Origin of the sequence: Micromonospora okii (assembly GCF_020884795.1) — a bacterium.
Classification (GTDB): Bacteria; Actinomycetota; Actinomycetes; order Mycobacteriales; family Micromonosporaceae; genus Micromonospora; species Micromonospora okii.
This window is the reverse complement of the sequence record NZ_BBZF01000016.1, coordinates 107,060-127,004: the sequence shown is the minus strand read 5'-3', so window position 1 is coordinate 127,004 and position 19,945 is coordinate 107,060. Positions and strand designations below refer to the sequence as shown.

The window sequence follows — 19,945 nt, the reverse complement described above, 5'->3', positions numbered from 1 at the left end:
CACCCCGCAGGTCGTCGCGGAACGCGCCTCGGGACCCCTCGAACGGGGGCCGCACCGGGCCGCTCGGAACGCAGCGTACCTACGGAACCGCCCGAGTGTGGCGGTCGGACGATGCCGCCGCTGCCATTACCCGGATGGTGGCCGTCGCAAGCGCGGAAGGTCTTGCAGGTGTCAGCGTGCCTGGCAGCCCCGGGCCGCGTCAAGGCCCGGTCTGCTCCTCGACCGGTGTTTCCCACGACCGCGCGGCCCGCCGCCGCGCCGCGTGACCCCGCCTCCGCCGCTGATGCGCTGCTCAGGACGTTGCTCGCGGTCCCAACACGAACACGGCGGGCGACGATCCGATTTTCGATCGTCGCCCGCCGTGTCGGAGTGTGCCCTGGCTCACGCGAGCCAGGGGCGCGCTCGGTCCCGCCCCAATTACTTGAGGGTGACCTTGGCACCCTCGCCCTCGAGCTTGGCCTTGGCCTTCTCGGCGGTCTCCTTGTTGACCTTCTCCAGGATGGCCTTCGGCGCGGACTCGACCGCGTCCTTGGCCTCCTTCAGGCCCAGGCCGGTCAGCTCGCGCACGACCTTGATGACCTGGATCTTCTTGCCACCGTCGGCCTCGAGGACGACGTCGAACTCGTCCTTCTCCTCCTCGACGGGCGCGGCCGGGCCACCCGGGCCCGCCGGGCCGGCGACGGCGACCGGAGCGGCGGCGGTGACCTCGAAGGTCTCCTCGAACTGCTTCACGAACTCGGAGAGCTCGATCAGCGTCATCTCCTTGAACGCGTCGAGCAGCTCGTCGGTGCTGAGCTTCGCCATGGCTGGCGTCCTTTCCTCTGTTTGACTAAGAACGTGGGTGCGCCGCGCGGCCTCAGGCCGCCTCGGCGCCCTCCTGCTCGCGCTTCTTGTCCGCCAGGGCGGCCGCCGCGCGGGCTGCCTTGGAGAGCGGAGCCTGGAACAGGGCCGCGGCCTTGCTCAGGTTGCCCTTCATCGCGCCGGCCAGCTTGGCCAGCAGCACCTCGCGGGACTCCAGGTCGGCGAGCTTCGTGACCTCGGCCGCGGAAATGGCCTTGCCCTCGAAGACGCCGCCCTTGATGACGAGCTTCGGGTTGGCCTTCGCGAAGTCGCGAAGACCCTTCGCCGCCTCGACGACGTCGCCCGAAACGAAAGTCAGCGCGGTAGGACCGGTGAACAGCTCGTCGAGCCCGGAGATGCCCGCCTCGTTCGCGGCACGCTTCGCCAGCGTGTTCTTCGCGATCGTGTAGGTGGTCTCCTTGCCGAGCGAGCGCCGCAGCTGGGTGAGCTGGGAAACCGTCAGACCACGGTACTCGGTCAGCACCGCAGCACCCGCGTTGCGGAAGTTGTCGGTCAGCTCAGCGACGGCCGTGGCCTTGTCGGCCCGGATCGGCTTGTCCGCCATGTCCCTCCTCTCTCGTTGCTCCAGGCTGGTCCACCGGGAAGCCGGCGGGCTCCACGCGGTACCGGAGGGGACCACGACAACGAGAAAAGCCCCGGCGCAGGGCGCACGGGGCGAGGGCCGGCGGTTGCCTCGCGGTCGGCGGACCACGGGATAACATGCCGAGTTTCGCTTGCCGCCCTGCGCGGGTCGCCCGTCGAAGCGGGACCTTCGACCGTGCCAGGGCACGGTGACCAGCGGTCTCTGGGTGTAACTTCGCCGTCAGGTTACGCGACCCGCCCCACAGCCGCCAAATCGCCTCCGGGTGCGCCCCGTCACTCCCCCGGCTCGCCCGCCGCTCAGACGCGGACGCGGCGGCGCCAGGCGTACCCGGCGAGCAGCGTCGCGCTCCAGGCGACGGCCCACCCGGTGAGCACGGCCACCGTGGCGGCCGACGGGCCGGCGGCGGTCGCCCGGGCGACGGGCAGCACCGGGGGCGCCAGCCAGGGCGCCACCGACGAGGACAGACCGAGGACCAGCGAGCCGACCGCGCCGAGCGCCAGCACCGCGACGCCGTACCCGGCGCTGCCCGTCACGGCCCGGCTGGCCAGCGCGCCCAGCGCCACCGCGGCGGGCAGGGCGAGCAGGTGCGCCCAGACGCCGAGGGCCACCCCGGCCGCCACCGACCGGCCGTCGGGCCCCACCTGGCTGGTCACCCCGCCGACCAGCCAGGGGAAGACCAACGCGACGACGGTCGTGCCGAGGCCGGCCACGAGCGCCGCCAGCAGCCCGGCGGCCCACTCCCGGGCGGCTCCGGCGAGCACCAGGGCGAGCCGGCGCTGCACGTCCGGCTCGACGTCGAGCAGGATCTTGGTCTGCCACGCCAGCACCGGGAAGAGCACCACCGCGGACACGCCGTACGCCTCGCCCGGCTGGGCCCGACCCCCGCCGTAGAGGACGCCGAGGGCGAGCAGGCCGGCCAGCAGCGGGGCGAGCGCCCGTCCGGTGCGCAGGAAGGCCGCCAGCCGCAGCCGTACGAGCGCGGTCACCGGGGCGCCCGCCCGGCCGCTTCGGAGGCGTCCACCGCGCTGGTTGCCGCGCCCGGCGGGGTGGGTGGGGTGCCGCGTACCCGGAGGACGTGGTGGCCGTCGGCGCGGAGCCGGGCCACGGTGCCGGCGGCCCGCGCGACCGGGACCGCGAGCTCGACCACGACGAACGCCTCGGGCGACGCGTCGGCCGGGGCCTGGGCGGTGACGGTGCCGTCGGCGACCGTCCAGCGGGCGGCGCCCGGCAGCCGGGCAGTCTCGCCCCGGTGGTCGCTGACCAGCACCGACCCGCCGGCCGCCAGCACCTCGTCGATCAGGGTGGGGACCAGTTCCCGGGCGGTGGCGTCCAGCCCCTCCCAGGGCTCGTCGAGGATGAGCAGGCCGGGCCGGCGGAGCAGCGCCTGGGCCAGACCGACCTTCTGGGCGGTGCCCTTGGACAGCTCGGGCAGCCGCACCCCGTGGAAGCGGGTGAGGCCCAACCGCTCGGTCCACCGCAGGACGGCCCGGTCGGCCTCGGCCCCGCCCAGCCCGGCGACGCGGGCCATGCCGGCGAGGTACCGCCCTACGGTGAACGGCTGGTCGGCGGGGAAGCGCTCCGGGACCCAGCCGACGTGCCGCGGCCGGTCGACGACCCGGCCCCGGGCGGGCCGGAGCACCCCGGCCGCGAGCTGGAGCAGGGTGGACTTGCCGACGCCGTTGCGGCCGAGCACCACGGCGGCCTCGCCCGCGCCCAGCCGCAGGTCGGCCTCCCGCAGCACCCACGGACCGCGCCGGTGGTACCGGAGCCAGACACCCTCCCACCGCATGCCGCGAGCCTGCCACACCGGACAGACGGACGGGGCCCCGCCACGAGTCGTGGCGGGGCCCCGGCGAGGCGACGGTGCTCAGGCCTCGACGCCCTCCTGCAGGTTCTTCACCAGGTTCGGGTCGACCGGGACGCCCGGGCCCATCGTGGTGGTGAGGGTGACCTTCCTGAGGTACTTGCCCTTCGCCGCCGACGGCTTGGCCCGCAGCACCTCGTCGAGGACCGCGGCGTAGTTGTCGACGAGCTGGGCCTCGGAGAACGAGGCCTTGCCGATGATCAGGTGGAGGTTGGAGTGCTTGTCCACCCGGAAGGTGATCTTACCGCCCTTGATGTCCGCGACCGCCTTGGTGACGTCCATGGTCACCGTGCCGGTCTTCGGGTTCGGCATCAGGCCGCGCGGGCCCAGGATCCGCGCGATCCGGCCGATCTTGGCCATCTGGTCCGGCGTGGCGATCGCCGCGTCGAAGTCGAGCCAGCCGCCCTGGATCCGGGCGACGAGCTCGTCGGTGCCCACCTCGTCCGCACCGGCGGCGGCGGCCTCCTCGGCCTTCGCGCCGGCGGCGAAGACGATCACGCGGGCGGTCTTGCCGGTGCCGTGCGGCAGGTTGACCACACCGCGGACCATCTGGTCCGCCTTGCGGGGGTCGACGCCGAGGCGCATGGCGACCTCGACCGTGGCGTCGAACTTCGTGCTGGTGGTGTCCTTGGCGATCTTCACGGCCTCGGCGGGCGTGTAGAGCTTCGACCGGTCGATGACCTCGGCGGCCTTGCGGTAGGTCTTGCTGCGCTGCATCTGTGGTTACTCCTGTGGTCTATGGCGGGCCGCGGCGTCCGCGAGCCCTCCCACGAAACTGGTCGAGAAAGCGGTGCGACGAGGTCAGTCGGCGACGGTCAGGCCCATCGACCGGGCGGTGCCGGCGATGATCTTCTCAGCCTGCTCGACGTCGTTGGCGTTGAGGTCGGCCATCTTCTTCTCGGCGATCTCCCGCAGCTGGGCGCGGGTGACGGAGCCGACCTTCTCCTTGTGCGGGACGCCGGAGCCCTTCTGCACGCCGGCGGCCTTGATCAGCAGCCGGGCGGCGGGCGGGGTCTTCAGCACGAAGGTGAAGGTGCGGTCCTCGTAGACGCTGATCTCGGCCGGGACGATGTCGCCCCGCTGGGACTCGGTCTGCGCGTTGTAGGTCTTGCAGAACTCCATGATGTTCACGCCGTGCTGGCCGAGCGCGGGGCCGACCGGCGGCGCCGGAGTGGCCTGGCCCGCCGGCAGCTGAAGCGTGAACGTCTTGACGAGCTTCTTCTTCGGAGGCATGTCTCTTCCTGGGGCTTGGAACGGGGAAAGGTGCCGGCCGGTGGACGCGCACGGTCAGCGCGTTGCGACAGCCGACGTTCTAGGGTAGCGCAATGCTGCGCCGCCCCCTGCGCCGAGGTCGGCGAGGGGGCGGCAACGGCGACGCCGGCGGCGGGCCGGAGCCCACCGCCGGCGGTCGGAGCGTCAGATCTTGGTGACCTGGTTGAAGTTCAGCTCGACCGGGGTCTCCCGGCCGAAGATCGACACCAGCACCTTGAGCTTCTGCTGGTCGGCGTTGATCTCGCTGATCGTCGCCGGCAGCGAGGCGAACGCGCCGTCGGTGACGGTGACCGAGTCGCCGACCTCGAAGTCCAGGACCTTGATCTCGGGCTTGGCCTTCTTCTGCTCGGTCTCGACCGCCGGGGCCAGCCACTTGATGACCTCGTCGAGGCTCAGCGGGGCCGGCCGGTCGGCCCGGTCGGTCGCCCCCACGAAGCCGGTGACCCCGGGAGTGTTCCGCACGCAGGAGTAGGACTCCGCGGTCAGCTCCATGCGGACCAGGATGTAGCCCGGGAAGACCTTGGCCTGGATCTGGGACCGCTTGCCGTTCTTGACCTCGACCTCTTCCCGGGTCGGGACCTCGACCTGGTAGATGTAGTCCTCCATGTCGAGGGACGTGATCCGGGTCTCGAGGTTGGTCTTGACCTTGTTCTCGTAGCCGGCGTACGAGTGCACCACGTACCAGTCGCCCGGCGCGTAGCGCAGCTTCTGGCGCAGCTCCGCCACCGGGTCGTAGTCCTCGTCCGGGGCAGGCTCGGTGGTCGGAAAGTCCGGCTCGCTGGCGGCCTCGACCGACTCATCGTTGGCCGCCGTCGCCACCGCGGACTGGTCCTCCGTGGTCTCGGCGGTCTCGTCGTACTCAGGCACGCTTGCTCACTTCCGTCACTATCGGCTTGAGTCAGCCGCTCAGCTGGGGTTGCCGAAGACCCACAGCACGCCCTTGGCGAAGGCGTAGTCCAGGCCCGCCACGATCGTCAGCATCACGGCGACGAAGGTGACCACGACCGCGGTGTAGGTCAGCAGCTCCTTGCGGGTCGGCCAGATGACCTTACGCAACTCCGCCACGACCTCGCGGAAGAACCGCGCGATGCGGGCGAACAGCCCCACCCGCTCGGTGTCCTTGCGGGTCTTCCTCTCGTCGGCCGACTCGGCCTTGGCCCGCGCCCGGGTGGCCGTGCCACCCCGGGAAACCGGCTCGTCCGCGTCGGCGGAGTCGTCGGCGGCCACCTCGTCGACGACCTCGTCGTTCAGACGGTCGTCGCCGGCGTCCTCGCTGCGCCGCTTACTCTCGGCCACTTCGCCCTCCGTCGCGGAGTCGGGTCGCACACCGGTGCGGCGTGCGGCGTTGGTCACGCCGACCGGACCAACCGTCCCGCGACGGGCCGCGGCCGGCGGATCGACGGACAGGCCCGATGCCTCGGAACCGCCCTGCCGATGCCACCACCACGGGCCGGACGCCGCCTGGCGGCGGCGCGACCCACGGGAACGGTCAGGCCTGAGGCGCAGGGGTGACAGGACTTGAACCTGCAGCCTGCGGTTTTGGAGACCGCTGCTCTGCCAATTGAGCTACACCCCTGTGCGGCAACGCTCGCCCGCCCCGGCCACAAAGCACCGGGCGGGGTCACTTGCCCCACGGCGGACCAGTGTACGGGTAGCAGGGCCACTTTCCCAACCGGTCCACCCCCTCGCGTGCCGGAAAGCCCTCAGCGGGGCGTCCGGATCACCGCCCGCGCCTGCGAGAGCACCTTCTCGCCCCGGCAGGTCGCGGTGATGTCGAGCCTGGTCAGACCCGCCTCGCCGGTCTCCTTGACCTTGGCGGTCACCTCGATCTCGGTGCCGGTGTCGTCGTCCGGAACGACCACCGGACGGGTGAACCGGACCCCGTAGTCGACCACCGCGTCGGGCGCGCCGGCCCACTCCGTGACCGCGCGGCCGACCAGGGCCATGGTGAACATCCCGTGCGCGATCACCCCGGGCAGGCCGACCTTCGTGGCGACCCGGTCGCTCCAGTGGATCGGGTTGAAGTCGCCCGAGGCGCCCGCGTAGCGGACCAGATCGGCCCGGGTGACCCGGAAGGTCTTGGTGGGCAGCTCCATGGTCACGCCTCCCCGCGTACGACGATCTTGGACCAGACGGCGACCACCGGCTCGCCGTCGGCCGTGCTGACGTCCGTGCGGGTGGTCAGGAAGTCGTGCCCGCCCCGACTGCTGACGTCCTCGATGGTGTTCACACAGACCAGCTCGTCGCCCGCCACCACCGGACGGGTGTACGCGAAGCGCTGGTCGCCGTGCACCACCCGGCTGTAGTCCACCCCGAGGGCCGGGTCGTCGACGATCTGCTGGGTGGTGGCCATGGTGAGCAGCACGGGAAAGGTCGGCGGGGCGACCACGTCCCGGTGCCCGAGCGCGCGGGCGGCCTCCGGGTCGTGGTAGGCGGCGTCGGTGGCGCCGATCGCCGTGGCGAACTCGCGGATCTTTTCGCGGCCCACCTGGTAGGGGGCGGTCGGCGGATAGCTCCGGCCGACGAAGGACGGGTCCAGGGACATGCCCGAGAACCTACACGGAAAGCACGAAAGCCGACCCGAGCGGACGGGCGGCGGGGAGCCGCGCGTCCGCTCGGGTCGGCGATCGGTGTTCGTGCCGGCCGGCTCGCGCCGGCGACGGGTCAGCGGGTCTCGCGGTGGGCCGTGTGCCGGCCGTCCCGGGGGCAGAACTTCTTCAGCTCGATGCGGTCCGGGTCGTTGCGGCGGTTCTTGCGCGTGATGTAGTTGCGCTCCTTGCACTCCACACACGCCAGAGTGATCTTCGGCCGGACATCGGTAGCCTTCGCCACGGCGGAGTGCCTTCCTCGCTAACGGTCATCAACTACAGCGGCCCAGCGTACGCGCTGGAGACGCAGACATGCAAAGTGGGCGCCGAGGCGCCCATTCCACCGGTCACCGGGAGACAAGCCCGGAGAGCCAGAGTAGCGGTGGCCGGACTTGAACCGGCGACACAGCGATTATGAGCCGCTTGCTCTGCCATCTGAGCTACACCGCCGAGGCGGGTCCAGCCGGACCCTTTGAGCCCCCTTACGGAATCGAACCGTAGACCTTCTCCTTACCATGGAGACGCTCTGCCGACTGAGCTAAGGGGGCCTGCGCGATCACTTGGTGGCCGCGCAGACGTAAGAGTACACGGCCCGGCCCCGGAGGTGAAATCGGATCTCCCCACCGTCGCGCCCCGCGGCGTTCACTCTGGTCAGGAGCGTTTTCGGCGAGATCAGGGCACGACGCGCAGCCGGCGGGCGTCCGAGCCGACGAGCGCCTCGGACTCCACCTGGGCCCCGAACCACGCCTCCAGCCGCTCGTACGGCAGCGGGCGGCTGAACAGGAAGCCCTGACCGATCTCGCAGCCGATGTCCTGGAGCAGCTCCAGGGTCAGCTCGCTCTCCACCCCCTCGGCCACCACGGCGAGGCCGAACTGCTGGGAGAGGGTCACCACGGCGTTGACGATGGCCAGGTCCCCGGGGTCGGTGGCCATGCCCTGCACGAACGACCGGTCCACCTTCACCTCGTGCACCGGCAGCCGCCGCAGGTACGCCAGCGAGGACGAGCCGGTGCCGAAGTCGTCCACCGACAGTCGGACGCCGAGATCACGCAACCGGCGCAGGGTGGGGATCGGGCGGTCGGTGCCGTCGAGCACCCCGGCCTCGCGGATCTCGAAGGTGAGCCGGTGCGGTGGGACGTCGTACTCGGCGAGCAGCTCGCGCACCCGGTCGGGGAAGTGCCGGTCGGTGAGCGTACGGGCGGAGAGGTTGACCGCGACGGCGAGCGGCTGCGCGTCGTGCGTCCACTCCCGGCTGCGCCGCAGCCCCTCCCGCAGCACCACCTCGGTGAGCCGGCCGAGCAGGCCGGTGTGCTCGGCCACCGCGACGAAGTCCTCCGGGGTGACCTCGCCGTGCGCCGGGTGCTCCCAGCGGGCCAGGCACTCCACCCCGACCAGCCGGCGGTCCCGCAGCGTCACCTTGGGCTGGAAGTAGACCTCCAGCTCGCCGTCGTCGAGGGCGCGGCGCAGGTCGCCCGCCAGGCCCAGCCGGCGCAGCGACCGGGACTCCAGGGCCGGGTTGAACAGGTGGATGCCGCCGGGCATGGACTTCGCCGCCGTCGCCGCCAGGTCGACCCGTTGCAGGAGGGTCGCGGCGTCGCTGCCGTGGTCCGGGTGCACGGCGACCCCGACCGCCGTGTCCACGTCGAGGGTGAACGCGTCGAAGACCATCTCGGCGCGGATCTCCTCGCGCAGCCGCGCGGCCAACTCCAGTGCGGCCTCGGCGTTCTCCAGCCGGAGGGTGACCAGGAACTCGTCGCCACCGGCCCGGCCGACCAGGGCCGAGGAGGGGGCGGAGGCGCGCAGCCGGTCGGCGACCTCGACGAGGACCTGGTCGCCGGCGGCGTGCCCGAGCGACTCGTTGACCTGGCGCAGCCCGTCCACGTCGAAGAGCAGGACGGCGACCACCTCGCCGGGGGCCCGGATGCGGACGGCCTCGTCGAGCGCTCCGGAGATCCGTCGCCGGTTGGGCAGCTTGGTCAGCGTGTCGTGGTACGCGTCGTGGCGCAGCCGGTCGACCAGCCGGGAATTCTCCAGGGCCACCGCCGCGTGCGCGGCCACCGTCTCGATCACCGGCACGTCGGCGGGGGTGAAGTGGCCCACGTCGCTGAGCCGGTTGACCACCTCGAGCGTGCCGATCACCGCCTCACCGGAGCGCAGCGGCACGATGATCGCGTCCTTGGCCGAGGCCGCCCGGAGCATCGCCAGTTGCTCCCGGCCGCCGCCGAGCCGCGCGCCGACCGCGAGGGTCTGCCGCTGCCGCACCACCCGCTCCCGCATCGCCGACGGGACCTTGGAGAAGTCGAGCAGGCCGCGGCCGTCCACGCGGGCGGTCAGCAGCACCTCGGGATGCCGGCCCTGGGCGGGCAGCCACAGGGTGGCGTACTCGGCCTGCATGAGGGCCCGGGCCCGGCCGAGCAGGGCGTCCGGCAGGGTGCCGTCCTGGCCGCTGCCGCTCATGGCGCGGGTCAGCTCGTAGATGTCGGCGAGGCTGCGATGCTGGCGCAGCACCTGCGCGTACGCCCCGTAGACCACGGCCGCCGTCACCGCGAGCGCCCCGAGCGGCAGCAGCGACCAGTAGGTGGTCGTCACCGCGAGCAGGATGATCAGGCCGACGGTGGTGTTCACCCCCGCCACCACCAGCGGCACGGTGGACGTGCGGACCACCTCCAGGCCGGCCTGCCAGCCCTGGAGGAGGGTGATGACGCCGACCACGGCGGCGAGGGTGACCAGGGTGATGGTGCTGACCGCCGCGGAGAGGATGCCCCATGTCCCGGGCCCCACGCCCCGGATCGGGGGGAGCGCCAGCAGGACCAGGCCGGCGAGGGAGGTCGCCGCGGCGGAGCGGGCGACGTTGAAGGCGAACTTGGCCGAACGGAGCCGTCGCCGGAGCTGGACGACGAGGGCGGCGAGGATGGCCACCAGCACCAGGGTCAGCGGGGGGAGGTAGTACAGCGCCAGGACCAGCGGGATCTCGGTGATCGTGGCGGAGAGCGTCTGTCGCCGGACGACGAAGCTCAGGACCGGCAGGTGCGCGGCGACCAGGGCGATGAACAGCAGCAGGCCGACGCCCCAGGAGCCGTACGGCTGCGGATCGACCAGGGCGATCAGCAGGCAGCAGATGACGGCCAGGAACGCCAGCGGCCCGGTTATCAGCCAGGCGAGGTCAGTCCCGCGTCGTCGCACGGCTGCCGCACGGCTCGTCATCCTGCTCCCTTGTCGTCACCGAGAGTGAACTCCGCGCCGATGCCTGGTCGCTTCCGCCGTCGCCCGGTGGCCGGACGACGGCGGATGTCACACGAACCGCGAAGAACCTAGTTCCACTCGAACTCGAGGCTCACCAGCGCACTGGCGCCGGAGTTGCCGGCGACGGAGGCAACCGAGCCGAGGCCGGCGGCGAGCGCGAACATCATCAGGGTCATGCCGAGCAGCCGACCCAGCTTTTGAGTAGGCATCTGTGGGGCTCCTGTCACGAAATGGGCAGCACGGGGGGCGTGAAGATTCCATGATGGTGCCACACGCACTGAGGGCAACAAAGCCCTCGACGGGTTGGCTCCGCCTGGACGGCAGCAAGTCCGACCGATCGGCAGTAGGACCTGCCTGGCGGGGTGATACCCCTGCGTGCCCACGTTGCACGGGGTGCTTCATTTGGCGAACACTCGGACCTAGTGCGCCAATCACGGAAACTCATCGAGTGCATCTAAAGCCGCATGACGCCGCTGCACGGACATGACACCACACTGGAGCCGATATCGAAAGGGACCAAAGTCCCGACTCTGGCTCTGCGTGGCTCCACTACCCGGTGCCCCACGCCGGTCCCGCGCTACGACACACCGCTCGCGCCTCCCCCTGTGTCGCGTTCGGACCTGTCGGTCGCGGACGGTCGACCGCGCACCCGACCTGCCGCGTCGAGGGAGGACCTCATCGGATGATCCCGGCGTCCTGGGGTGCTGAAGCCGTCTCGGGGCGCGATAACCAGGCCATCGGCGATGACTATGGGGCCGGATGAGTCCGCCGCCCGGCCAGACGCGGGTGCGTGCAGGGTGCCCCCGCAGACACCAGTCGCGGACAACGCTTCGTTCATCGTCGTACGCGGCACGGATGTCACCAGGGGCGATATTCCGTCCGCGCATTCGTTGCCCAGATCGGCGGCCAGGGCGTCTTGCGCCTGCATGGCGAAGACGTGGCAGACGACCGCCCCGGCGGGTTCTTTCCGCACGCCGCCAGCCAGGGCCTGCACTTGGGCCCGTAGCCGGCGGACGCGCTGGTGGTTGAGCATCGGCGGTGACCTCTGGTTCCGTCCGGCTCAGGCGGCTGACCTGTCGAGGACGTCGGCGAGTTCGTCAGCCGCCGACAGCATCGGCCAGTGTCCGGTGGCGAGGTCGAAGCGCCGCCACGGAGGCTGGTTGAGGAAGGCAAGCATCGGCATCCCGGAATCGAGCAGAGCGGTGAAGTCGTTACAGGCCACCAAGACGCGGTCCACGCCGGGGTCGGGCTCGGTGGGACCGGCGAGGCGCTGCTCGTAGGTCCCGAACGGCTGGGGGGTCGCACGGAGGCGCATGAGGTCCTGCTGGGCCTCGCCCAGGCCGTCGATGCTGCTGGAAAGGCTGAGAACCTCGAAGGGCGGCATCGGCAGGCGCCACCCGTCACCGAAGTCAGCAACCTGCCGCCGCAACTGCTCGACCACCTCGGGAGGCATGAGGTCAAGCATGCGCATGCCCTCGGCGAACGGGGCGCTGTCTACGTAGATCAGCCGTTCCAGCCGTTCGCCGAGGCGGCCGGCGGCTCCGCTGACCGGTGCCGCCCCGTAGCTGTGAGCGACCAGGCTGACGCTGTGCAAGTCATGCCGCTCGACAAAGCCGACAATGTCCGCGATGTGGGTGTCGAGGTCCGTTCCCGGGCCGGCCTGGTCGGCGCGCTCCCCCAGGCCGGTCAGCGTCAGCGGCAGCGCCGTGTGGCCGAGGGCCCGCAGCGCGCGAGCGGTTTCTTCCCAGGCCCACGCGCCCAACCAAGCGCCGGGAACCAGTACGAAGGTAGCCATGTGATCTCCCTGAAATCGAAGTTGCCCGCGATTAGTGTTGAGGGAAAACAGGACGATCTCCGCCCTAAATCATGGAGTGACTTGTGTCTCCCCCCTTGGCCCGTGTGCTGACTCTCCTGGAGCTCCTCCAGTCGAAGGGGGCGTTGACCGGGGCGGAGCTTGCCGACCGGCTGGCCACTGATGTCCGCACCGTGCGCCGCTATGTCACCCACCTGCGCGATCTAGGCATCCCGGTGCAGGCCGAACGGGGCCGGTACGGCGGATACCGCCTGGCGCCGGGCTACCGAATGCCGCCCCTGGTGCTGACCAACGACGAGGCCCTTGCCGTCGTCCTGGGCCTACTCGCCGCACAGCGCGTCGGCATGGGAACGGCCACGCCAGCCAGCGCGGGCGCGCTCGCCAAGATCGAACGGGTGCTTCCGCACGCCCTACGTGAACCGCTCGCCGCCGTACAGCAGACCTTGTTTTTCACCGCCAACCCCGTGACCCCGCAGGCACCCGAAACTGCCGTCCTGCTCGCCCTGGCCCACGCAGCACACGCCCACACGACCGTCAACATCCAGCACCAGTCGTGGCGCGAGGATCGCACCGCACGCGATCTCGACCCGTACGGGGTGGTCTTCCACGCCGGCCGCTGGTATGTCGTCGGCCATGACCACCTGCGCGGCAGCCTGCGCACCTTCCGCATCGACCGCATCGCCTCCGTCGCCCCACGAGCCACCACCTTCACCCCACCCGACGACTTCGATCCGGCCGCACACCTGGCCGCCACCCTGGCCGAGGGGCCCTACCGCTGGGAGGTCGAAGTCCTCATCCACGGCCCCCTTCACGAGATCGCCCGCAGGCTGCCCCGCTCCGCCGTGACCCTCACCGCCCGAGAAAACGGCGTCCTCATGCGCACACGGGCAGAACGCCTCGACGGCATGGCCCACATGCTCGCCTCCCTCGAATGGCCCTTCACCATTCACCGCCCCGACGAACTACGCCCGGCCCTCAAAAAGCTGGCCGCCCAACTCATCGCAGCTGCAGAAAGTCTGTAGGGAGTTCTGGCCAGAAAGCACGGGCGGTACGTGCCGACCGCCCGCCAGCCGACCCCAACCAACAACACCTATGGGAAGGCATGGCGCGGCGCGGGGGCCAAGGTACTCACGGGCCGTTTCGCACCTGGTGGCGGGTAGAGGATTCGAACCTCTGTAGCTTGCGCACGGATTCACAGGGCGTCAGCGATCTTGGGTCGGTCACCGTCGCTGAACAGCCGTTTCTCTCCTCGGGTCCCGTGCGTGACGCGCGGCTGCCCACTATCCGCCCACCGTGGGCGCCCCTCCTCACGGCCCTCCCTCACCCCAACCCGGGCGACTGCGCGAGCGAGGCAGGCTCCACCGCATCCTCGTGCATCATCGTCGCAGTCTCGGCCAAAACCCGGTTGACGGCCCACACGTCGACCAAATTCGTCGCGTACCCGGCGATAGCCGAACGTACGGCCACTGCCTGGCTTCCGATCTGACGCCCTCCCGTGATGACCACCTTTTTGTGAATTATCCAGTTCGGTCATCGCGAGGGCAAACGGAGTCCCACTCTTATAGAGGCCCATGGTCGTGACTCCTGGCGGATTCGGAGGCGTCGGCGAATCTTCCAAGGTCATCGCGCCGCCTTCGAATACCAACGTCTGGGCTTCCTCGAAGGCGGTGTCGGCGCGTTGCAGGAACCTGGCGTGGACCAAGCGCTTCTCGGCAGACAGGCTCACAGATATGTTGATCATGCCTTGGGCCTTGGTCAGTTCGATCTGATGCCGTCTGCCTGAGTACGCGGTCCATACGGTGCCCGCCACACCGGCGATGCCGACCACAGCGGTCACGACGGGTCCAAGCCACTCCCATGTCATCCAGCCATCGTGACGAGTAGAAACAAGACCAACACGGCTTGTGATCATCCGAGGGCGTCGCCGATCTTGTCGTCCATGGTGTCGTCTCCCCCGTCGATGCAGTTGGCGTAGACACGGAGCAGGACGGCGACGCCGTGGCCCAGGCGGCGGGCGACCTCGGTCGACGGGACGCCAGCGTTCAGCCAGAGCGAGGCCGCCGCGTGCCGCAGGTCGTAGGGCCGGCGGACGAGCGGTGAGGCGATTTGCGATTCGGTCAGCGCCTTCTCGCGGGCGACCTTCCACCACCGGTCGTACACCGACTCGGAGAGCGGACCGCCGTGCAGGCCCCGGGCGGGATCGGGACCGTCCCCAGCCGCCGGGCCGGCGCTGTGCAACACGGCCGGAGAGCGCGGCAAAGGTCTCGGCTGGCTGGTCGACACCCGTGCCCATGGTGGCTACGTCGTCGCGGTCGGAGCACCGTCGCGGGCCGCCCCTACGCGGTCGCCCGTGACCTGCCGGTCGCCGACCTTCCCGGCTGGCTCGCCGCACGCCTCGCCCCCGCCCCCCTGCCGCCGCAACGCCCGGTCTCCGTCGATCTGCCGACCGGCCGGTCCGGCGCCTACCTGGACGCCGCGATCAACAGGCATCTCGACCACCTCCGACGCGCCGCCGAGGGTAAACGCAACCACACGCTCTACGTCTCCGCGGTCGCCCTCGGCCAGCTCGCCGCCGGGGGAGGGCTGCCCCTCGACCAAGCCGCCGCGCTGCTGGAACAGGCCGCGCTGTCGATCGGCCTCCCCCGGTTCGAGACGCTGCGCACGGTCCGCTCCGGCCTCGCCGCCGGTGCCCGCCGCCCCCGGCGGTCGCCGCATGAACGCCAACCTAAAGTTCAGCACGGGGCACGCGGTAGCTGTACGCCCGCGGCACCAGGTCTGCGGCGTCGATCAGCCACGGCGTCGTGAACTGCGGCCGACCGGCACTGCACACCACCGGATCGCCCGCCTGTACCTGGATTTCCGACACCACGTACAGGCCGTGGGCGGCTGGGCACTTCTCCTGATCCTGGTTGTGACGGACCTCGCCCGGGGTCAACGTCACCTCCTCGCCGCGGGTCTGTGTCCCCTTCACCTCGACGTGCAGCGCGGCACCGTCCGGACGCGTGCACTCCAGGTCGTACCCGCGGTGGAGGTGGCCGACTCGCCCTACCTTCCAGCCGTCCTGTTCGAGCTCATGGATCGCACAGTCTTCCGCGTACACCTCGATCGCTCGGCGGGTCGCGGGGTCGAGTTGCCGACCTTGCGACCGTCGGACGCTGTTTCTAGTCGCGCGGGCAACAAGCGATTCCCGGGGGCTATTCTTTTCGTCTATCGCCGCGGCGGGCCGGATGACTGGAGCCCGGTACAGCTGGGCCAGCAGAGGCAGCATCGCCGCGAGGTCGCTGTACAGGTCTTCGTCGTCGGGCACGGCGCCCGACACGTACTCGTAGGCGACGATATCGCCGGCCTCATAATTTTGGACTCGCTGCCTGCTCTCGGCGCCCACGGTCGACATGCTCGCCCACGCGAGATCAATCGAGAGGCGGCCCGCCGTCGCGGGCAGCGTTGCCGCGAAATCGATGATTGCCGCCCGTGCCTCGGCCGCCCGGGTGGTCAGGACCTCAAGTTTGGTGATCGGCCGCATGGCGCCGGACCGGAACTCGCTGGTGCCTTGGTTCAGGGAGAGGTACACCCGCGATCCGTCTGCGGCGAACAGGTAGACGAGGTAGTAGCCGCTGGTTGCGCTAGGCGAATGAGCAGGCGAATAGAGCCGGACCCAGGGTACCGGGCTGTAGTTCGACTGCCGTCCGCCGGCCTTGACTCGCAAATCGAAACGAAGCCGCTCAATCGGCGCAATGTCTCCGACGGCGACAGTGAGATCGGCGGCACAGTCACGCAGCAGGTCGTCTCGCGACGCCATGGCAGGCGTCTGGTCCTTGGAGTACTCCCCGGCCAGGTCAAGAACGCGTTGCAACGTCGTACTCAGTCCCACAGAAATCCCCCACCCCGTGATCATGGTCGTTCCGCCGCAAAGGTTCTAACACTCCAACCACTGTTCGTGCGATACCCCGGTCCAGGCAGATGGTTGGACGACAACGCGCCTCGGGCGGCTCACCGCGTCCGTACGAAGCGGAGCGCAGATGAACGTACTCGACCTCTTCGCCGGTATCGGTGGCCTCTCCCTCGGGCTACAACGGGCCGGAATGCGCATCGTCGGCCACGTCGAGATCAACCCGTTCTGTCGCGCCGTCCTGCACAAGCACTGGCCGGAGGTTCCCGCCCATGACGACGTTCGCACTGCCGTCGCCTGGTGGCGCACGGAGACGCGGCCCCGGATCGATGTCGTGGGCGGCTACCCCAGCCAACCCGACTCGGTCGCCGGCCCCAAGCTCGGTGCCGCCATGTCCGGTGGCTCTGGCCCGACATGGCGGAAATCATCGCTGCTCTGCAGCCCACCTGGGTTATCGGAGAAAACGTCCTCGGAAACGGCCGGATGTTCGTCACCCGTCGCGGCCCCGGTGGACACTACCGGCCCACCGCCGCGCAGCCGCTGACGAACAACGCCTACGGAACCGCCTGGCGCAAGGCTCGGGAGAAGATACTCATACCCACACAGCAGCGCTCCCCGCCGGCGCGTCGACCGTACGACCTGCGTCACGCCGCTGTGTCTCTCTGGCTCAACGCCGGGGGTTTCCGCTCCGCAGGTCACCGAGCGGGCCGGGCACAGTGTGCACGTCCTGATGAAGGTCTACGCAAAGTTCATCGACGGTTAGCAGGAGGCCGCTAGAGGCGGATCGAGAACGCGCTGAGGACCGAGGACCAGGAGGCTGAGGACCAGGAGGATCTTGACCGAAATTTGCCGCGCATTTGCCGTGAAGAGTGAGATCCAACGGCTCTGAGTGAGACTCAGTGGGACCAACGAGAGAGGCCCCTCACCGCTGTTTCAGCAGGTGAGGGGCCTCTCTACCCTGTGGTGGCGGGTAGAGGATTCGAACCTCTGTAGCTTTCGCGACGGATTTACAGTCCGCTCCCATTGGCCGCTCGGGCAACCCGCCAGGGCGTCGCCGCCGTGTCTTGCGCGGCAGCGGAGCCAAGGATAGCGGTTGCTCCCCGGTGTAGCGCAACCGGGTACCGTCAGGGGGTCGTGCCGCTGGTCAGCGGGCGACGCGTACGTGCACTGACCGCCGGACAGCAGGAGCATGAGCATGGCAGCGAACCCGTCGTTCGACATCGTGAGCAAGGTCGACCGGCAGGAGGTCGACAACGCCCTCCACCAGGCGGAGAAGGAGCTCGCGACGCGGTTCGACTTCCGGGGCACCGGCGCGGAGGTCTCCTGGTCCGGGGAGGAGGCGATCAGCCTCCAGGCGGAGACCGAGGAGCGGGTCCGGGCGGCCCTGGAGGTCTTCAAGGAGAAGCTGATCAAGCGGAACATCTCGCTGAAGTCCCTGGACGCCGGCGAGCCGCGCGCCTCGGGCAAGGTTTTCAAGATCGATGCCAAGGTGATCCAGGGCATCGACTCGGAGAAGGCCAAGGCCATCAGCAAGAAGATCCGCGACGAGGGTCCGAAGGGCGTCCAGGCACAGATCCAGGGCGACCAGTTGCGGGTCACCGGCAAGAAGAAGGACGACCTCCAGGCCGTCATCTCCCTGCTCAGGGGTGAGGACTTCGGCCTGGCCCTCCAGTTCACCAACTATCGCTGACGGGTTTCGATGGGCCGCTGCCCCCGCGGCCCATCGCCTGTGACCGCAGGCAGGTAGGCAACACCCCGGCCACGCCACTCCCGGCCCACCTGGCGGTGGCGCTCCGTCGCCCCTGTGCCCGACCGGGTGCCTCGCAGCAGAACTTCCCCCGGCGAGAATTACGCTCCTCGGGTGAGCGGCGCGAGGAGCACGAGAGACGAGCAGCGGTTACGCCACATCGAGGCGGTGACCGACGCCACCCTCTCCCGCCTCGACGCCGCCGACCTCTTCGACGAGCTGCTCGACCGGGTCCGCGACCTGATGGGGGTCGACACGGCCGCGATCCTCCTGCTCGACGTACGCGCCCAGCAGCTCGTGGCCACCGCCGCGCGAGGGCTGGAAAAGGAGGTCCGCCAGGGTTTCCGGGTTCCGCTCGGCCGGGGATTCGCCGGCCGGATCGCCGCCACCCGGCAGCCGGTCGTGATCGAGGATGTCACCCCGGACAAGGTGATCAACCCGGTTCTCCTGGAGACCGGCGTCCGGTCCCTACTGGGCGTGCCGATCACGGCGCGCGGCGACCTCGTCGGCGTCCTGCACGTCGGCACCCTCACCCCGCGCCGGTTCACCTCCGACGACGTCCGCCTCCTGGAGCTGGTCGCCGAGCGGGTCGGCCTGGCCAACCGGGACCGCGCCCACACTTTGGACCAGACCGCCGCCCTCGCCCTGCAACGCAGCCTGATCCCCACCGAGCTGCCCAACGTGGCCGGGCTGGAGATGGCCGGGCGGTACGTCCCCGGGCACGCCTCCGGCGTGGGCGGTGACTGGTACGACGTCTTCCTCCTCCCCTCGGGCTGCCTGGGGATCGTCATGGGTGACGTGTCGGGGCACGGTTTGCAGTCGGCGGTGGTGATGGGGCGGGTTCGGAGTGCACTGCGCGCGTACGCGCTGCTCAGCGACGATCCCGCCGAGGTGCTGGCCCTCCTCGACCGGAAGGTGGTCCACTTCGAGGCCGGCAGCCTGACCACCGCGCTCTACGCGATCGTCTCCCCGGACGGGTCGACTCTGCGTATCTCCCTGGCCGGGCACCTGCGCCCGGTGCTGGCCGCGCCCGGCCGGCCGAACGACATGCTTGACGCCCGCGTCGATCCGCCGCTCGGCATCGGTCGTCCGCCACCGAGGCGGCACACGACCGAGCTGGACTTCCCGCCCGGCGCGGTCTTGGTCTCGTACACCGATGGGCTCGTGGAGCGGCGCGGCGAGATCCTCGACGACGGCATCGCCCGGCTGATGGACGCGGTTGCGCTCGCGCCCGTCGAGACCGTGTGCGGCACCGTCATGGCGACCCTCGGTGCCGAGCACCCGGTCGACGACATCGCAGTGCTGGCCGTCCGCCGGTTGCCCGACTGAGGGATCCGCTTTGCGTCCACCTTGCGGGGGATTCACCCCATTTTCGCGTTACGCAGTCCTTTTACTCCTCGTTGCCCCCCTTGTCAACAGTCCACGACACGGGGGATTACATGAGCAAGACCTCTGCGCCGCACAGACCAACCCGCATCCGCGGTCGGTTGGCGGCCTTCGCGCTGCTGGTCGGCGCCCTGCTGCTCGCGGCCGGCTCGCCGGCGGCTGCCGACTCCACGATCAACATCAACCCTGGAAACGTGCCGACGACGGCGGCCCAGTTCAGACAGGAGTGCAGCCCCAACCTCGGCGGCGGGCCCTACGCGGACGAGGACGTGTGGGTATTCAACCTGCCGGGCAACCAGACGACCAGCGGTAACTTCCTGTCGGTCACGGCGACCTTCAGCACGCCGACCGGCACCGTCACGAGGACGATCCCGACCGATCCCAACAGCGCGATCGTCAACAACCTGGGGACCAGCAAGGCATGGATCCGGCTCCCGGCCGGCTGGACGCTCACCGGCGCCACCGCCGTGATCTCGGGTGAGGCGGACTTCTTCGTGCTCACCCACACCTGTGCGGCGTCGAACCCGCAGGTGAACCCGAAGCTGACGCTGACCAAGACCGGCAGCCCGGCGACCGGGGTAAAGGCCGGCGACACCGTCACCTACACCTACAAGGTCACGAACGACAGCACCGGCACCACCAACCCCATCACCACCATCGCCGTCACCGACGACACCGTCACCGGCATCACCTGCCAGA

General features: G+C 70.1%; 22 protein-coding genes, 4 tRNA genes and 1 pseudogene. 6 read left to right on the top strand and 21 right to left on the bottom strand.

The window, feature by feature from the left end; all coding sequences use genetic code 11:
• Nucleotides 1-417 precede the first annotated feature (417 nt).
• The 17 genes from rplL to LPU43_RS12440 form a co-directional block, all read right to left on the bottom strand.
• Nucleotides 418-804 carry a 50S ribosomal protein L7/L12 gene (rplL, locus tag LPU43_RS12520; protein WP_229400515.1) on the bottom strand — a complete coding sequence of 129 codons (387 nt, stop codon included), beginning with the start codon at nt 802-804 and terminating at the stop codon, nt 418-420.
• A 52-nt stretch (nt 805-856) separates the two neighbouring features.
• Nucleotides 857-1,405: a 50S ribosomal protein L10 gene (gene rplJ / locus LPU43_RS12515; protein WP_229400514.1), complete on the bottom strand. Its 549-nt coding sequence runs from the start codon at nt 1,403-1,405 to the stop codon at nt 857-859.
• Between the two features lie 335 nt (nt 1,406-1,740).
• Nucleotides 1,741-2,430 (bottom strand): hypothetical protein, encoded by a 690-nt coding sequence (locus LPU43_RS12510; protein WP_229400513.1) that lies wholly within the window; start codon nt 2,428-2,430, stop codon nt 1,741-1,743.
• Nucleotides 2,427-3,233 carry an ABC transporter ATP-binding protein gene (locus LPU43_RS12505; protein WP_229400511.1) on the bottom strand — a complete coding sequence of 269 codons (807 nt, stop codon included), beginning with the start codon at nt 3,231-3,233 and terminating at the stop codon, nt 2,427-2,429. The genes LPU43_RS12510 and LPU43_RS12505 overlap by 4 nt, the downstream gene beginning before the upstream one ends.
• Before the next feature lie 78 nt (nt 3,234-3,311).
• On the bottom strand, nt 3,312-4,025 hold the full coding sequence (rplA, locus tag LPU43_RS12500; protein ID WP_229400509.1) for a 50S ribosomal protein L1: 714 nt from the start codon (nt 4,023-4,025) through the stop codon (nt 3,312-3,314).
• Between the two features lie 84 nt (nt 4,026-4,109).
• The gene (gene rplK / locus LPU43_RS12495; protein ID WP_229400506.1) at nt 4,110-4,541 is read right to left on the bottom strand and encodes a 50S ribosomal protein L11; all 432 of its coding nucleotides are present in this window, start codon (nt 4,539-4,541) and stop codon (nt 4,110-4,112) included.
• 183 nt (nt 4,542-4,724) lie between these two features.
• On the bottom strand, nt 4,725-5,447 hold the full coding sequence (gene nusG, locus LPU43_RS12490) for a transcription termination/antitermination protein NusG (RefSeq protein WP_229400504.1): 723 nt from the start codon (nt 5,445-5,447) through the stop codon (nt 4,725-4,727).
• Nucleotides 5,448-5,486: 39 nt separating this feature from the next.
• On the bottom strand, nt 5,487-5,876 hold the full coding sequence (gene secE / locus LPU43_RS12485; RefSeq protein ID WP_229400502.1) for a preprotein translocase subunit SecE: 390 nt from the start codon (nt 5,874-5,876) through the stop codon (nt 5,487-5,489).
• Between the two features lie 207 nt (nt 5,877-6,083).
• Nucleotides 6,084-6,156, bottom strand: a tRNA-Trp gene (locus LPU43_RS12480).
• Nucleotides 6,157-6,283: 127 nt separating this feature from the next.
• Nucleotides 6,284-6,676 (bottom strand): MaoC family dehydratase, encoded by a 393-nt coding sequence (locus tag LPU43_RS12475; RefSeq protein ID WP_229400500.1) that lies wholly within the window; start codon nt 6,674-6,676, stop codon nt 6,284-6,286.
• A 2-nt stretch (nt 6,677-6,678) separates the two neighbouring features.
• A complete protein-coding gene (locus LPU43_RS12470) occupies nt 6,679-7,125 on the bottom strand; it encodes a MaoC family dehydratase N-terminal domain-containing protein (protein WP_229400498.1) in 447 nt (148 codons plus the stop codon).
• 119 nt (nt 7,126-7,244) lie between these two features.
• On the bottom strand, nt 7,245-7,412 hold the full coding sequence (gene rpmG / locus LPU43_RS12465) for a 50S ribosomal protein L33 (protein ID WP_092378713.1): 168 nt from the start codon (nt 7,410-7,412) through the stop codon (nt 7,245-7,247).
• Nucleotides 7,413-7,545: 133 nt separating this feature from the next.
• Nucleotides 7,546-7,618, bottom strand: a tRNA-Met gene (locus LPU43_RS12460).
• A 25-nt stretch (nt 7,619-7,643) separates the two neighbouring features.
• Nucleotides 7,644-7,716 (bottom strand) — tRNA-Thr (locus LPU43_RS12455).
• Nucleotides 7,717-7,840: 124 nt separating this feature from the next.
• A complete protein-coding gene (locus LPU43_RS12450; RefSeq protein ID WP_229400496.1) occupies nt 7,841-10,372 on the bottom strand; it encodes a bifunctional diguanylate cyclase/phosphodiesterase in 2,532 nt (843 codons plus the stop codon).
• Between the two features lie 107 nt (nt 10,373-10,479).
• Nucleotides 10,480-10,620 (bottom strand): hypothetical protein, encoded by a 141-nt coding sequence (locus tag LPU43_RS12445; RefSeq protein WP_229400494.1) that lies wholly within the window; start codon nt 10,618-10,620, stop codon nt 10,480-10,482.
• A gap of 851 nt (nt 10,621-11,471) precedes the next feature.
• Entirely contained in the window at nt 11,472-12,206 is a 735-nt protein-coding gene (locus tag LPU43_RS12440; protein WP_229400492.1) for an alpha/beta fold hydrolase, read from the bottom strand.
• A gap of 83 nt (nt 12,207-12,289) precedes the next feature.
• On the opposite strand from LPU43_RS12440, the gene LPU43_RS12435 reads away from it, so the two are divergent.
• Nucleotides 12,290-13,246: a helix-turn-helix transcriptional regulator gene (locus LPU43_RS12435; RefSeq protein ID WP_229400490.1), complete on the top strand. Its 957-nt coding sequence runs from the start codon at nt 12,290-12,292 to the stop codon at nt 13,244-13,246.
• A gap of 170 nt (nt 13,247-13,416) precedes the next feature.
• Here the strand turns inward: LPU43_RS12435 and LPU43_RS12430 are convergent, their stop codons facing one another.
• Nucleotides 13,417-14,088 carry a hypothetical protein gene (locus LPU43_RS12430; RefSeq protein WP_229400488.1) on the bottom strand — a complete coding sequence of 224 codons (672 nt, stop codon included), beginning with the start codon at nt 14,086-14,088 and terminating at the stop codon, nt 13,417-13,419.
• Between the two features lie 44 nt (nt 14,089-14,132).
• Nucleotides 14,133-14,465 carry a site-specific integrase gene (locus LPU43_RS12425; protein ID WP_306416132.1) on the bottom strand — a complete coding sequence of 111 codons (333 nt, stop codon included), beginning with the start codon at nt 14,463-14,465 and terminating at the stop codon, nt 14,133-14,135.
• Here LPU43_RS12425 and LPU43_RS12420 point away from each other — a divergent pair.
• Nucleotides 14,437-14,927: pseudogene (locus LPU43_RS12420) on the top strand (bifunctional DNA primase/polymerase); the annotation flags it as partial. The gene LPU43_RS12425 and the pseudogene LPU43_RS12420 overlap by 29 nt on opposite strands.
• A gap of 22 nt (nt 14,928-14,949) precedes the next feature.
• Here LPU43_RS12420 and LPU43_RS12415 read toward each other — a convergent pair.
• On the bottom strand, nt 14,950-16,119 hold the full coding sequence (locus LPU43_RS12415; RefSeq protein WP_229400486.1) for an MrcB family domain-containing protein: 1,170 nt from the start codon (nt 16,117-16,119) through the stop codon (nt 14,950-14,952).
• A gap of 124 nt (nt 16,120-16,243) precedes the next feature.
• Between LPU43_RS12415 and LPU43_RS12410 the strand changes: the two genes are divergently transcribed.
• A complete protein-coding gene (locus LPU43_RS12410) occupies nt 16,244-16,657 on the top strand; it encodes a DNA cytosine methyltransferase (RefSeq protein ID WP_229400484.1) in 414 nt (137 codons plus the stop codon).
• Nucleotides 16,658-17,074: 417 nt separating this feature from the next.
• Here LPU43_RS12410 and LPU43_RS12400 read toward each other — a convergent pair.
• Nucleotides 17,075-17,158: transfer RNA gene (locus tag LPU43_RS12400), tRNA-Tyr, on the bottom strand.
• A gap of 150 nt (nt 17,159-17,308) precedes the next feature.
• On the opposite strand from LPU43_RS12400, the gene LPU43_RS12395 reads away from it, so the two are divergent.
• The 3 genes from LPU43_RS12395 to LPU43_RS12385 form a co-directional block, all read left to right on the top strand.
• Complete coding sequence (locus tag LPU43_RS12395; protein ID WP_229400482.1) at nt 17,309-17,803, top strand: YajQ family cyclic di-GMP-binding protein; 495 nt, start codon at nt 17,309-17,311, stop codon at nt 17,801-17,803.
• Nucleotides 17,804-17,974: 171 nt separating this feature from the next.
• On the top strand, nt 17,975-19,189 hold the full coding sequence (locus LPU43_RS12390; protein WP_229400481.1) for a PP2C family protein-serine/threonine phosphatase: 1,215 nt from the start codon (nt 17,975-17,977) through the stop codon (nt 19,187-19,189).
• Nucleotides 19,190-19,299: 110 nt separating this feature from the next.
• Nucleotides 19,300-19,945, top strand: a 646-nt coding sequence (locus LPU43_RS12385; RefSeq protein WP_229400479.1) for a hypothetical protein, incomplete at its 3' end; no start/stop codon positions are given.

Bases quoted from the DNA above. Each gene is read 5' to 3' on its own strand.
- rplL (WP_229400515.1), bottom strand. From the start codon at position 804: ATGGCGAAGCTCAGCACCGACGAGCTGCTCGACGCGTTCAAGGAGATG.
- rplJ (WP_229400514.1), bottom strand. From the start codon at position 1,405: ATGGCGGACAAGCCGATCCGGGCCGACAAGGCCACGGCCGTCGCTGAG.
- LPU43_RS12505 (WP_229400511.1), bottom strand. From the start codon at position 3,233: ATGCGGTGGGAGGGTGTCTGGCTCCGGTACCACCGGCGCGGTCCGTGG.
- rplA (WP_229400509.1), bottom strand. From the start codon at position 4,025: ATGCAGCGCAGCAAGACCTACCGCAAGGCCGCCGAGGTCATCGACCGG.
- rplK (WP_229400506.1), bottom strand. From the start codon at position 4,541: ATGCCTCCGAAGAAGAAGCTCGTCAAGACGTTCACGCTTCAGCTGCCG.
- LPU43_RS12475 (WP_229400500.1), bottom strand. From the start codon at position 6,676: ATGGAGCTGCCCACCAAGACCTTCCGGGTCACCCGGGCCGATCTGGTC.
- LPU43_RS12470 (WP_229400498.1), bottom strand. From the start codon at position 7,125: ATGTCCCTGGACCCGTCCTTCGTCGGCCGGAGCTATCCGCCGACCGCC.
- LPU43_RS12450 (WP_229400496.1), bottom strand. From the start codon at position 10,372: ATGACGAGCCGTGCGGCAGCCGTGCGACGACGCGGGACTGACCTCGCC.
- LPU43_RS12445 (WP_229400494.1), bottom strand. From the start codon at position 10,620: ATGCCTACTCAAAAGCTGGGTCGGCTGCTCGGCATGACCCTGATGATG.
- LPU43_RS12440 (WP_229400492.1), bottom strand. From the start codon at position 12,206: ATGGCTACCTTCGTACTGGTTCCCGGCGCTTGGTTGGGCGCGTGGGCC.
- LPU43_RS12430 (WP_229400488.1), bottom strand. From the start codon at position 14,088: ATGACATGGGAGTGGCTTGGACCCGTCGTGACCGCTGTGGTCGGCATC.
- LPU43_RS12415 (WP_229400486.1), bottom strand. From the start codon at position 16,119: ATGATCACGGGGTGGGGGATTTCTGTGGGACTGAGTACGACGTTGCAA.
- LPU43_RS12410 (WP_229400484.1), top strand. From the start codon at position 16,244: ATGAACGTACTCGACCTCTTCGCCGGTATCGGTGGCCTCTCCCTCGGG.
- LPU43_RS12395 (WP_229400482.1), top strand. From the start codon at position 17,309: ATGGCAGCGAACCCGTCGTTCGACATCGTGAGCAAGGTCGACCGGCAG.